Source organism: Chryseobacterium sp. YR221 (genome assembly GCF_900176315.1).
Lineage (GTDB): Bacteria > Bacteroidota > Bacteroidia > Flavobacteriales > Weeksellaceae > Chryseobacterium > Chryseobacterium rhizosphaerae.
In genome coordinates, this window is sequence record NZ_FWXM01000002.1 from 586831 (window position 1) to 599769 (window position 12939).

The window sequence follows — 12939 nt, forward strand, 5'->3', positions numbered from 1 at the left end:
CCTATTACATTTCGTTAGTATTTTTTAAGCCATTTATACAAAGTTGTTTTAGGAATATTATATTGCTTCATTATCTGTTCTTTTGTTTTTCCCCCAGTACGGATAAGCTCAAGAATAAAGTCAATAATTTCCTTAGTATATAAGTTTTTTTTAAATTGTGGGAGGTTACTTTTCTTATCCTCCGTTTGTTTTAGGTAGACCCTTGCACTACTTTTCTGGGGTGCAAATAATATTAAATGCTGAGAATAGATCCGGAAAAAATCATACTGTAACAGTTTGCTCCATCTTAATAATATACCGGTTGGAAGATCTTTTTGTAGATACATTGCTTTTATTTCCTTTTCCGAAGATTTCATAAACTTACATATCCTTGTCATTTCAAATTGATTTTGCTCTACCTGTAAGTGAATCATGTTTCCTATGTGAATGTTTTTAAAATCTAACTCCATTGTCTCTTATAATAAAATTTAATCTGTTTTGTTTAATTACACCATACATAACTTTAGGTATTCAATTATACTGTGTTTAAATAAGCAGGGATATGGAAAATCCAGTGTATCCCTGCCTGCCAACAACCATAAAAATAAAATATCCTCTTTTCTCTTACTATTTAATGGCTGTAGCAAAAATGGAACTCTCTGACCATGTATCTCCAAATCGTGAGATAACGGTTGTGCTATTAGGTCCTCCACCTGTAACTGTATTTCCAGCAATATATCTATAGATTTTATCTGATGAGGTCGTATTTTCAATAATAATAGTTCCCTGAAATACATCAAACTGTTGGGTATGTCCTGCAGAAGCAGGTCCTTGTACTCTGAAACTCATCAATGAAGGACCTCTTACATCATTAGATCGTGTAAGAGCAGCGCCTACAGCTACATTCCCTTCTCCAAAAGTACTTCTCACAAACATCCAGTCATCATTATCCAGATTACCCACAGTTTGTGCCAGCTGAGTAATAGTAACTGCCCATTTTCCCGGAGGCAATGTGACATACCTTCCTGTATATTTATAAGTGCCATCATTAGCAAAAGGAATATTAATCCCAGCACCTCCTACGACACCTCCTACAGCAGTTTGAGAAGCGGGAATCCGCCATTCAGCAGTACCATTAGTATCAGTTGCCGTTAATACAGCACCCACAGCTACAGAGCCGCTTGTGGCATTCTCAAATCTCCTTGTTCCGATGGTATGAAAATTAGCTTGGGGGTTAGTAGTTCCAATACCCACCCTTCCATTTTTATTTAAAGTCATCAGCGCATTTCCTGTAGTTGGAACCCCCGCAAAAAGTTGTAAAACATTTTGTGCCGCTCCAAATCCATAAAAATCATCGCCAGCAGTACTGTTCCAAATTGCCAGTTTTTTTCCCTGAGAGGCACCCAAATCCAAAAGGTTATTGGGAGATGCAGTACCCAGGCCAATTCTGTTATTTCTTGCATCAACATTAAAAGTGGTCCCATCTACAGTAAAATGACTGGTTCCGGCTGTAGCAGTACTTGTAAATGCTAAAATATTCCCTGCTTGTGCAACAGTTCGGTTAGCCGACAACGTTCCATTACTATTATAGATACTTGTATCAGTAACACCATCTTTCCATGTAGCCACACCATTAGCGTCTGAGGTTAAAACTTTATTGGCTCCCTGTGTTCCATCTACAATTTTAACGGCTCCGTTAGTTGCAGAACGAATATCGAGCTTATGGGTAGGGCTGATTGTTCCTATTCCTATATTTCCAGAGGTGTTAACCACAATATCATTTACTTGCTGCGCAGATGTTGGAGCTGCATTAATATTATTATCTCTTGCTCCATCAATGTGAAACATTGCCTGGGGAGTAGCTGTTCCAAAACTTACATTTTGAAAATCTGAAACAAAAATGCCGGGACGTGCCGGATTATATGTATACTTCCCTGTTTGTGCAGCACCAATCGCTAAACCATCGGAACCATAAGTATTTCCTGCTTCTGTATTTTGTCTTATATAATATCCAAAAGTCTCCATATTTTCACTGAAAAGCAGTGAACCTCCTGAACCATCAGTATTTGCATTAGAATGAATTCTTAAAATTGGATTGGCAACACTCCCAAGTTGTGAGGATGGCCCGCCAACCCTCAATTCACCTCCAATAACCTGCAGGTTTGATTTCGGAATAGCAGCTCCGATTCCCACTTTCCCCGCATCAGTAATGGTAACCATTTCTGTATTATTTGAGTTATTGATTCTCATAGCTTTAGTAGCGGAAGTATTTCCTTTGCTTTGGATATCCAATGATGCTTGTGGATTAGGGGTATTAATACCTACTTGAGAAAAGGCAAAATTCGCGACAAATATCGCAGATGAAATTATTATTTTTTTCATTGTTTAATTTTTTCTTGTGTGTATTTAGAATCGTACTGAAAAACATGACCGGTCTGAAATCTCCAGTGTTCGAACTTGATGATGCAAACTTACAGCATGCAAACAAAAAAAAATCTACACCAAAGACACTTCAATCAATAACACACTACAAAACAAATAGTTACAACACAAGTGAAGTAACTTTGAAGTAAGTGGAAAAAGTGAATTATTAGTATTTTCTGAGCAATATTCAGAGGAAAGAGGATAATTATAAACACTTTAAAACCCCAATAGTTCTCTTATTAAAAAAGCAGGGATCATCAATATCCCTGCCTCTAAACACAAACACTTTTCAAACGTGAAAGAATGAAAAAATTATTTCGTGATAAATGTATCAATATTATCTACTCAAAGCATTACTTCAAATACACTTCACAATACAATGAATTAACAAACAATACTTTACTTATTTAAATGGAGTATTTTTGAAGTACATTTTTGCTATATGTTAAAATAAAAAATTACATGCAGCTGATTAATTTCTTAATCATATTCATAAAAAAGTTATTTTTGTGTTAATAATTTTAAAAAATATGTTCCCAAATTTTAGAATTAAAATATTATATCTGATTTTCTTTTACTTCTCAATATTTTTTGACGCTCAGGACTTCTCTTTTCAACCCGAACCTATAAAAACGACATTAGAATATCGAAAGAGACTAGACGCCGAAGGAGCCTTAAAATACAACATTAACGCACTTACACAATATGAAAAAAATGATGATACCAAGGGTGTTATTATGGTATATACCAATATAGGAAGCATATTATCCGGACTTGACAGGAATAAAGAAAGCCTGGAATATCTTGACAAAGCTAAAAAAGAACTGCTGCATAGTAATGATCCTTTCCTGAAGGCCAATTTATACAATGAATACGGAAGGAATTATACACAGCTGGGACTTTATGAACAGTCCAATGCAGCCTTTGATCAGGCAGCATCTTATATAAAGAAAATTACCAATCTTAAACAGAGAGAATTTGCTCTGGCCTACAACTATTCATGGAAACAACAGAATTTTCCCAAAGATAAAAACCTTGATTCTTTACAAGCTATAAAGAAGAAAATACTGGGTTCAAAACCCAATATCACCTCTTATACAAGAACAGCAGATAAATTTATTGCTGAAAAAAAACATTTAGACTCTGCTGAATACTATATGAATAAGGCTTTTGCCTATTCTAACAATGCATCTGATATTGAAAAAGCCACTGCATGGTTCAGCTATGGAGATCTATATAATATAAAAGGAAATAAAGAAAAAGCACTTGAATATTATTTGAAATCGCTAGACGTATTTCAAAAAACGAAAAATAACCCAGGCTCCTTACTGACTGTTTATGACACACTTTCCAGTGTTTATAAATCTTTAAATGAAATTGAAAAATCTAATGAATTTCTAAGAAAATATACCCTTCTTCATGACGATATCAGTAAAAACGAAAAAGAAGCCGTAAATCTTGCCGTTAACACATTGATTGATTTAAAGCATGAGGAAAAAGGAAAAGAAAGAAGGACGTTCTACTTTATAGTCATGCTCATTGTAGTATCATTTGGCCTGTTATTATATTTCATCAGAAAAATCTATATTAAAAAAGCCCTGAAAAAGGACAAAATTCTAGAGAAAAAGATCATAGAAACGGATGTTCTTAAATTGAAAGTAAATAATTCATTTGATGAAATCATTCAGCTTATGGAGAGCAGAAGCCCTCTGTTTCTGGTACGTTTTAAAGAAGTATACCCAGAATTCTATGAAAAATTAATTACACATACTCCTGAACTTACAGAACATGATATAAAATTCAGTGCTTATATCAGATTAAATCTTACGAATAAAGAAATCTGCCAATATGAAAACATTAGTGTCCGTGGGATAGAGACAAAAAGATACAGACTTAAGAAAAAGCTTAAATTATCTTCGAACACTGATCTTCAGAAATGGATTCTGGACCTGTAACTTAATTTTGTACAGAAAAATGCTGATAAAAAACAAAAAGACCTCTTATTAAGGTCTTTTTACATTTATAAATATAAGGTATACTTACTTTTTCACATCATCAATTTCATCCTGAATAGATTTAATCCGATCTCTTAGCTCCTGGCTTATCTTTCCGGGAATTTTTTTAACTTTTCGCAAATCCAGTGCTAACATAATAGAAGCGATTCCCATAAAAATAAAGGAAACTCCGGTTAAGGTAACCAAAGAAATTCCTGTAAATATAGGATTGAATATAAGCAGTAAAGAAAATATAATTCCTCCTGCGCTGGCAAGAGCTACATTTCCCCAGCTCATTATTTTCATACTTTTCAGGTCAAAAGCAAAGCCCAGGAGCTGAAAAGAACGGAACAGTAAGGTAAATCCTACAACAAACGGAAGTACGGCCATTGAAATTTGCGGATTTGCGATAAGGTAAATTCCTATAGCTGTTGTTAATAATCCGCTTACAAGAAACCAACCCCACCCCTGTAAGGATTTATTGTTTTGAAGGGAAAAGAATATTTCTGTAATTCCGGAAAATAAGAATGAAACACTAAAGAAAATAGAAAGTGTGACATAGGTTGCAAGTGGTACACTGAAAACATAAAAACCGCAGATAAGGAAAAGGATTCCAAAAATCAAAGGAATATACCAATGTTTTACGGTGTTTGTAAGGGTTTGAAATAAATTGGCCATAGGTGTCTTTTTTTAGTCTTGCCTACTTTGCATAACGGTGTTCGGCATCTCCGTAGCTGTACTTTCAAACAGGTTATAATTTTCACCTGAATTTGAAATACAACCTGAACTAAGGTACGAAAAATAGCACACATAGTGAATAAAACCACAGATGAATTCATTTTTTTCAGAAAAGAAATTAACCTGATATTTATAATAAAAATCTTCTCTTTTTCATCAATGATTTTACACAGAGATATATACGGATTAAAAAAAACAAAAAGACCTCTTACTAAGGTCTTTTCTACGTATATAATATGCTTATTTTTTCAGATCATCACTTTCTGTGTAAATTCTGATTCTATCTCTGTATTCCAGGCCTGTTCCTCCGGAAATATTTTTTATTTTTCTTAAAATCCAAAGCCAGCATTACAGAGGCTGTCCCTATTAAGATAAAAGAAATCCCCGTCAATATTACTAAAGAAATTCCCATAAATATGGGACTAAATATCAATAGTAAAGAGAATATCATGCCTCCGATACTTGTTGGAACTACATTACTCCAGCCTGCTACTTTCATGTTTTTCAGATCAAATGCAAAACCGAGCAGCTGAAAAGAACGGAACAATAAAGTAATCCCCACCACAAAAGGCAGAACAGACATTGAAATCTGAGGATTAGCAATGAGATAAGTGCCGATTGCGGTAGTCACTAAACCGCTTATAAGAAACCACCCCCATCCCTGCAGGGAGGTCCTGTTCTCTAAAGAAAAGAACATTTCTGTAATCCCGGAGAATAAAAACGAAGCACTAAAAAAAATAGAAAGTGTAACATAGGCTGCTAGTGGTACACTGAAAACATAAAATCCACAGATTAAAAAAGTAATTCCGAATATCAACGGAATATACCAATGATTAACAGAGCTGTTAATCGTTTGAAATGAGTTCGACATACAATGCTTTTTTAGATTTTACCTACTTTATGAAGCGGTGTTCGGCATTTCCGCAGGAGTTTTTAAAACCTTTTATTTTTTTCATCCTTAATTGAAGTTTTTCCCGTTACAAACTTACAAAAACGGCAAATTCAATAATAGAATCCAAGCTTAACAAATTGTATATCAGAATATTTTATAACACAATCAATACTAAGCATATTCATTTATTTAATGATTTTTAGTATTTTTTTCATGCATTTTTTACAAATACAAAAACATATTATTCAAATATTAATTTTTAACAATATTATTTATACAAAAAAAACATTCTATGGAATAGCACATGTATTCTATAGGATTTTTTTACAGCATAAATTTTTTATTTATTTCAGCAGATTGCCCGCAGGCTGCTGCTGGGTAACACAGTGCACCATGCCTCCATTTTCATATAAATTTCTTACATCTATCCCTATAACTTTTCTCTCAGGATACTGACCCTGAATCATCTGATTGGCTACCTCATCATTAGGATCTCCATAATTAGGAACCAATACCACTGTATTAGCTACATAATAGTTTACATAAGAACCTTTTTCGTCTAGCTGCTTTCCATAAGCTGTCTTTACTTTATTTTGAGTCGCAGGCAGATAGACTTTTTTATATTCCTTACCATCTGTATTGGAGGCTGCATAAAGCGTTTTGATATCTTTATCAGAAAGCCCAAGCTCAAGAAGATCATTTTCACTCATGGTGATCATGGTATTATGGTTAACAAACTTCATAAAACCATCAATATGCATATCTGTAACATCCAATCCGGTAACACCATCCAGCCAAATTACTTTTGACACCCCATAATATGTTTTAAACATTTCTTCAGCTTCCTCCTGTGTGATTCCTTTATTTCGTGTTGCTTCTTTTTTCTGGCTGATCACTGAACTTTTACAAGCCATTAAAACTCCATTTCCATCAGTCTCTACAGAACCTCCTTCATTCACCATTTCTTCATTCAGGTCAATCACTTTTATTCCAAGATCTTTTCCGATTCGTTCTGGAATTTTATCACAATTTTCAAAGTCAAATTTTTCGCCCCAGCCATTAAATCCCCAGTCTTCAATAAGAACATTGCCCTTATTATCTTTTACGAAAATAGGTCCATTATCTCTGATCCATACATCATCTGTAGGATACATTTTGAAATCCACATTTTTCATAGGAACTTTATTTTCCTCCAGAATATGGATAATTCTATTTTTTTCCTCGGCATTATAAGCAATAATGTGAACCTTCTCACCAAACTGAAGAGCTTTTGTCATATCCACCCAGGTTTGCTCTACCCTCTTCCGGTAAGTCATTCCATGTTGATAGTGATGAGGCCACTGTAGCCACGTTCCTTCATGCCGTGAAGATTCTTCGGGAAAATGATAATCTGTCTGTGCCATACTTAATATAAAACTCAACACAAAAGTGAGTGTGAATAGTTTTTTCATATCATTATATTTTGTTCCAATAAATACACCAAAATTTCAAAGCACAGCATAGTTTCATGAAAAATCTAAAAAAATCCGATAAGAATAATGAGAGATTGATTTGATTTCCCCAGCCGGAATTTGAAGTTATGGACTATTACCAAGGTACAGAAAAAAACAAAAAAGATGAAAATAAATTTATTTTCATCTTTTAAAACATCAGACTGTTTTATATTTTATTTCGGCTTATACAGTTTATACATGACGAACAGAAAGCCCAGCCAAACTGGAATTAAAATCACCTGAATTTCCATTCCTGTAATACTCATCAATCCTAAAATTAAAACCAAAAAGGCAATACAGATATAATTGGATACAGGATAGAATATGGAAGGAAACTTGGATTGAATTCCTGATTTATTGATAGCTTTTTTAAACTTTAAATGGGTATAGCATATCATCAGCCAGTTGATAATCAATGTAGATACTACCAAAGCCATTAGGTACTCAAAAGCTTTTTCAGGCACCAATTTATTAATGATAATACAGATCCCTGCAAAGCATGAAGAAATAAGGATGGCATTTGTAGGAACAGAGTTTTTATTCAGTTTTTTCAAAAACTTCGGGGCATTACCTTGTTGAGCCAGTCCAAAAAGCATTCGGCTGTTGCTGTAAACACTACTATTGTAAACTGATAAAGCAGCTGTTAATACAATTAAATTAAGAACATTGGCTATCAATGTATTGAACTGAATAACCTTACCAAAAAGACTGAATTCGAGGCCGTTTAAGTTTTGAAAAACCATAACAAACGGACTTGATCCTTCTGTAATTTCTCTCCATGGACTCAATGCAAACAGGATCACTAAAGCTCCTACATAGAAAATAAGGATTCTATAAATCACCTGATTAGTAGCCTGAGGAATTGTTTTTTCAGGATTTTTAGCTTCTGCTGCTGTAATACCGATCAGTTCCAATCCTCCAAATGAGAACATAATCATCGCCATAGCGGCGAACAAACCTGAATATCCGGTTTCTGTTTTATTAAACAGACCTTTTGGGAAAAAGCCACCGTCATTCCATAAGTTTGTAATTGTTGCCTTCTCACCTCCTGTTCCACTGATTAAGAGGTATACTCCGAAAACAATCATAGCAATAATGGCTACCACTTTGATGATAGAGAACCAAAATTCAGTTTCTCCATATACTTTTACAGAGGCAAGGTTAAGTGCTGTGATCACTACAAAAAAGAATAAACTGGAAACCCAGAGCGGTATTTCCGGCCACCAAAAATGGATGTAATGCCCAATTGCCGTTAGCTCGGCCATACTTACAAGGATATAGAGAATCCAGTAATTCCATCCGGATGCAAAACCGGGGAAATTTCCCCAATATCTATAGGCAAAGTGACTAAAACTTCCCGATACCGGCTCCTGAACTACCATTTCACCAAGCTGGCGCATAATAAAAAAGGCAATGATTCCGGCTAAGGCATACCCTAAAATAACGGAGGGTCCTGCCAATACGGCTGCAGGTCCAATTCCTAGAAATAATCCGGTTCCTATGGCACCTCCAAGGGCAATTAATTGTATGTGTCGATTTGTTAATCCTCTAACTAAAGTCTCGTTTTGTCCTGTTTTATTTTCGTTGCTCATAGAATGAATTATTCAGGCGCTAAATATATAAAAACTTTTCACAGAAATTCTCGTTCCATAGGGCAAATTGACAATTCTGGCTAACGAAAAACAAAAAAGCTATTTTATTTTTACAGATATTCTTTCGGAATCGAAATATTGTTCTTCTTCATATATTCCAAAAGATTCTGATATTTATCTTCATATCCATCGTCAGTTCCACATTTGTGTGAAATGCTGCATATATCGGAAGGCTTAATATCTAAAATATCTGAAATTTTAGTCAGGATATCCAGGTTGATCTTCACTTTAGAATTTTCAATATCGGAGTATGCCTTCTGGGAAATCCCCATTTCAAAGGCCATATATTCCTGAGTAAGATCTCTGCTCCGACGAATTTTCCTGATATTTTGGCCACATACTTTCATCATTTTTGTTTTAGTAGTTTTTGGTATAGTTTAGAAGATTACCTATTAGACTCTAACAAAGTTAATAAATACCTTTGGCAAAACATAATACACATTACATGATATTTATTTTCATCATAGAAAAAGACAGAAAATAAGTCTTTTTCAGAGAAAATATCACTTCGGTAAACACTATTGGAATTTATGGAGACGCAAAAATTTAATTATGACAATAATATTGTCAGGGCATTCCTCTATGCTACTATCGTATTCGGGCTCATCGGATTTCTGCTGGGACTTACTGCAGCATTAATGCTTTTCTATCCGGAATTACCGGAATTTTTATTCGGTACAGATGACACCACTATTAAAAGTTTAGCATCCGGAAATATTCAGGGGCTGATCAACACTCAGGGCGCTTTGGGCTTTGGAAGGATCAGAATGCTTCACACAAGTGCCGTAATTTTTGCTTTCGTATGTAATTCCTTTTTCTGTGGTGCTTATTACAGTATGCAAAGGCTTCTGAAAACAAGAATGTACAGTGATACATTATCATGGTTACATTTCTGGTCATGGCAGTTTATGATCATTACGGTAGTGATTACTTTCTTAATGGGAATCAATACTTCTAAAGAATATGCTGAACATGAATGGCCTATTGATATATTAATTACTTTCTCATGGGTGATCTTCGGGATCAATATGTTTGGAACGATCGCTAAAAGAAGAGTAAGACACTTGTATGTAGCAATCTGGTTCTATGTAGCAACATGGATTGCTGTGGCAATGCTTCACATCTTCAATAATCTTGAAGTTCCTTTATCTTTCACAAGCTGGAAATCTTATTCTGTATATGCAGGTGTAAAAGATGCATTAGTACAATGGTGGTATGGACACAATGCGGTAGCATTCGTATTGACCACTCCTGTATTAGGTCTGATGTATTACTTTATGCCAAAAGCAGCACAACGTCCGGTATTCTCATACAAACTATCTATTATTCACTTCTGGTCGTTGATCTTTGTATACCTTTGGGCCGGGCCTCACCACCTGCAATATACAGCATTACCGGCATGGGCACAGGCAGTAGGAACAGGATTCTCTATTATGCTTATTGCACCATCCTGGGGAGGGATGTTAAATGGTCTTCTTACCTTAAGAGGAGCTTGGGATAAAGTAAGAGAAAATCCTATCCTTAAATTCTTCGTGGTTGCAATTACCTGTTATGGTATGGCCACCTTTGAAGGACCTTTATTAGCAACAAAATCTTTAAATAAAATCGGTCACTACACCGACTGGGTTATCGGTCACGTACACCTGGGAGCTCTTGGATGGAATGGTTTCATGGCATTCGGGGTGATCTATTACCTGGTTCCTATTATGTGGAGAACGTCACTTTGGTCTAAAAAATTAGCCAACTGGCATTTCTGGCTGGGAACATTAGGAATTATTTTCTATGCAGTACCAATGTATATTTCTGGTTTCACACAAGGATTAATGTGGAAACAGTTCAACCCGGACGGAACATTATTGTGGAAAAACTGGTTGGATACTGTAACAGCAATCATTCCTTACTTTAAAATGAGATTTTTAGGAGGTATCCTTTATCTGTCCGGAGCTATTTTAATGGTGATCAATGTGATCAGAACGGTAAGAGCCGGTTCATTCCAAAAAGAAGTTCCTGCTGAAGCCCCAGCCCTGGCCAACATCGGTACGGGAAGAAAAGAAGGAGAAGGTGTCCATTTATGGCTGGAAAGAACTCCTACCCTACTTTCTATCCTGGCATTCATTACTATTGCTATTGGAGGACTTGTGGAAATTGTTCCTACGTTATCTCTTAAGCAAAGTGTTCCTACTATTACGGCGGTAAAACCATATACTCCATTAGAACTGGAAGGAAGGGATTTATATGTTCGTGAGGGATGTAACTCGTGTCACTCTCAAATGATCAGACCTTTCCGTGATGAGGTATTAAGATTCGAAGGTAAAAACGGGCAGTATTCCAAAGCTGGAGAATTTATCTACGACAGACCATTTTTATGGGGATCTAAGAGAACAGGACCAGATCTTCACAGAGAAGGAGGAAGAAACCCGGATTCATGGCACTTTAAACATATGTACAACCCAAGAATTACCTCTGCCGGTTCCATTATGCCCCGTTTCCCTTGGTTAATCACCAATAAACTGGATCGTTCTCAAATGGTTGATAAAATAAAATTAATGAAAAATTCTTTTGATGTACCATATACAAAAGCTCAGATTGATTCTGCCAACCAATGGGCAGACAACCAGTCAAAAGATATTGTAAAAAGAATTTATGCAGAAGCTACCGATGTAAAAGATCAGATGGCAAAAGAAAAAATAGCAAAAGGATCTGCTTATGTACCGCTTGAGCAAAGAGAAATTGTAGCTATGATCGCCTACCTCCAAAGATTAGGTACGGATATCAAAACAACACAGATTCAAACAGCAAGTGCAGACTAATCATTAAAATTGTATTGCAATGAAAACGAGAACCCCACTTTCAATATATATCGCAACAACGATAGGTTTAACGATCATGGCCTTTGAAATGTTCGCCAGTGATTCCGGATATTTTTCTTCTCCATTCTTCTGGGCACTGATCCTGATTGCCATCATCCTTCTTATGATTATGAATTCCATAGGAGACATGATTGAGAATGAAAGCTTCAGCAGGCTGTCTGATGAAGAGAAAAAACAATACCTGGCGGAAAAGAGTGTTCCCTATTATGAAAAGTTATGGAACTCTGCCTTCAAAAAACAATCTGTCACTGAGGAAAAAGATATTCTTATTGACCATGGTTTTGATGGAATTACAGAGCTTGATAATTCACTTCCGAAATGGTGGATCGGTTTATTTTGGTTCGGATGTATCTTCTGTGTTGTGTATTTAACAGCTTTTAGCTTTACAGATTATGCTCACCCGGAAGCTGAATATACGAAAGAAACAAAAACAATGCTGGCTTCCATTGCAGAATTTGAAAAAACAGCACCTCAAATTAATCTGGAAACAGCAAAATATAGCGCAGATAATATTGCAGAAGGACAAGAACTTTTCAAAACCAATTGCGTGACCTGTCACGGAGATGGTGGAAAAGGAGGTATTGGACCCAATCTTACCGATACCCACTGGATCAACATCAAAGAGAAAAGCTTATTTAAAAATGTTTTCTGGATGCTTGAAAACGGTTCTCCTAATAATCCTACCATGAGACCTTTCATTAAGGACGGAACCATTACAGGAAAAGATGCTGAAAAAATTGCAGCCTATGTTTATCATATTAACCAGGAAACCTCTCCTATTACAGTTTCGCAGGGTGGTGCTGCAGCACAGGGAGAAGAGGTGAAATGGGAAAACGGAAACAATTAAAAAAATTGATTACCTCAATATACAAACCATGCCAAGCCCCCTTTAGAACT

General features: G+C 35.6%; 10 protein-coding genes. 3 read left to right on the forward strand and 7 right to left on the reverse strand.

Going from position 1 to position 12939, the window contains the following annotated elements; translation table 11 throughout:
- Positions 1 to 14: 14 nt before the first annotated feature.
- Both B8967_RS07665 and B8967_RS07670 read right to left on the reverse strand, forming a co-directional pair.
- Positions 15 to 449 carry a helix-turn-helix domain-containing protein gene (locus B8967_RS07665; RefSeq protein WP_084085526.1) on the reverse strand — a complete coding sequence of 145 codons (435 nt, stop codon included), beginning with the start codon at positions 447 to 449 and terminating at the stop codon, positions 15 to 17.
- A gap of 157 nt (positions 450 to 606) precedes the next feature.
- On the reverse strand, positions 607 to 2361 hold the full coding sequence (locus B8967_RS07670; RefSeq protein ID WP_084085528.1) for a hypothetical protein: 1755 nt from the start codon (positions 2359 to 2361) through the stop codon (positions 607 to 609).
- Between the two features lie 572 nt (positions 2362 to 2933).
- Here B8967_RS07670 and B8967_RS07680 point away from each other — a divergent pair.
- The gene (locus B8967_RS07680; RefSeq protein ID WP_084085532.1) at positions 2934 to 4358 is read left to right on the forward strand and encodes a tetratricopeptide repeat protein; all 1425 of its coding nucleotides are present in this window, start codon (positions 2934 to 2936) and stop codon (positions 4356 to 4358) included.
- Between the two features lie 84 nt (positions 4359 to 4442).
- On the opposite strand, the gene B8967_RS07685 is transcribed toward B8967_RS07680, so the two are convergent.
- The 5 genes from B8967_RS07685 to B8967_RS07705 form a co-directional block, all read right to left on the reverse strand.
- Complete coding sequence (locus B8967_RS07685; protein WP_047493339.1) at positions 4443 to 5075, reverse strand: HdeD family acid-resistance protein; 633 nt, start codon at positions 5073 to 5075, stop codon at positions 4443 to 4445.
- A 340-nt stretch (positions 5076 to 5415) separates the two neighbouring features.
- Complete coding sequence (locus tag B8967_RS07690; RefSeq protein ID WP_084085534.1) at positions 5416 to 6006, reverse strand: HdeD family acid-resistance protein; 591 nt, start codon at positions 6004 to 6006, stop codon at positions 5416 to 5418.
- Between the two features lie 365 nt (positions 6007 to 6371).
- Positions 6372 to 7478 carry an agmatine deiminase family protein gene (locus tag B8967_RS07695; protein WP_084085536.1) on the reverse strand — a complete coding sequence of 369 codons (1107 nt, stop codon included), beginning with the start codon at positions 7476 to 7478 and terminating at the stop codon, positions 6372 to 6374.
- Between the two features lie 215 nt (positions 7479 to 7693).
- Positions 7694 to 9112, reverse strand: coding sequence for an amino acid permease (locus B8967_RS07700; RefSeq protein ID WP_047493333.1), 1419 nt, complete (start codon positions 9110 to 9112; stop codon positions 7694 to 7696).
- 110 nt (positions 9113 to 9222) lie between these two features.
- A complete protein-coding gene (locus B8967_RS07705; protein WP_228406077.1) occupies positions 9223 to 9522 on the reverse strand; it encodes a helix-turn-helix domain-containing protein in 300 nt (99 codons plus the stop codon).
- Between the two features lie 180 nt (positions 9523 to 9702).
- Between B8967_RS07705 and ccoN the strand changes: the two genes are divergently transcribed.
- Positions 9703 to 11982 carry a cytochrome-c oxidase, cbb3-type subunit I gene (gene ccoN / locus B8967_RS07710; RefSeq protein ID WP_047493355.1) on the forward strand — a complete coding sequence of 760 codons (2280 nt, stop codon included), beginning with the start codon at positions 9703 to 9705 and terminating at the stop codon, positions 11980 to 11982.
- 19 nt (positions 11983 to 12001) lie between these two features.
- The gene (locus B8967_RS07715) at positions 12002 to 12889 is read left to right on the forward strand and encodes a cbb3-type cytochrome c oxidase N-terminal domain-containing protein (protein ID WP_084085538.1); all 888 of its coding nucleotides are present in this window, start codon (positions 12002 to 12004) and stop codon (positions 12887 to 12889) included.
- The last annotated feature ends 50 nt before the right edge of the window (positions 12890 to 12939 follow it).

Excerpts from the sequence above, each read along its gene's own strand:
- B8967_RS07665 (WP_084085526.1), bottom strand. The coding sequence starts at position 449 with ATGGAGTTAGATTTTAAAAACATTCACATAGGAAACATGATTCACTTA.
- B8967_RS07670 (WP_084085528.1), bottom strand. The coding sequence starts at position 2,361 with ATGAAAAAAATAATAATTTCATCTGCGATATTTGTCGCGAATTTTGCC.
- B8967_RS07680 (WP_084085532.1), top strand. The coding sequence starts at position 2,934 with ATGTTCCCAAATTTTAGAATTAAAATATTATATCTGATTTTCTTTTAC.
- B8967_RS07685 (WP_047493339.1), bottom strand. The coding sequence starts at position 5,075 with ATGGCCAATTTATTTCAAACCCTTACAAACACCGTAAAACATTGGTAT.
- B8967_RS07690 (WP_084085534.1), bottom strand. The coding sequence starts at position 6,006 with ATGTCGAACTCATTTCAAACGATTAACAGCTCTGTTAATCATTGGTAT.
- B8967_RS07695 (WP_084085536.1), bottom strand. The coding sequence starts at position 7,478 with ATGAAAAAACTATTCACACTCACTTTTGTGTTGAGTTTTATATTAAGT.
- B8967_RS07700 (WP_047493333.1), bottom strand. The coding sequence starts at position 9,112 with ATGAGCAACGAAAATAAAACAGGACAAAACGAGACTTTAGTTAGAGGA.
- B8967_RS07705 (WP_228406077.1), bottom strand. The coding sequence starts at position 9,522 with ATGATGAAAGTATGTGGCCAAAATATCAGGAAAATTCGTCGGAGCAGA.
- ccoN (WP_047493355.1), top strand. The coding sequence starts at position 9,703 with ATGGAGACGCAAAAATTTAATTATGACAATAATATTGTCAGGGCATTC.
- B8967_RS07715 (WP_084085538.1), top strand. The coding sequence starts at position 12,002 with ATGAAAACGAGAACCCCACTTTCAATATATATCGCAACAACGATAGGT.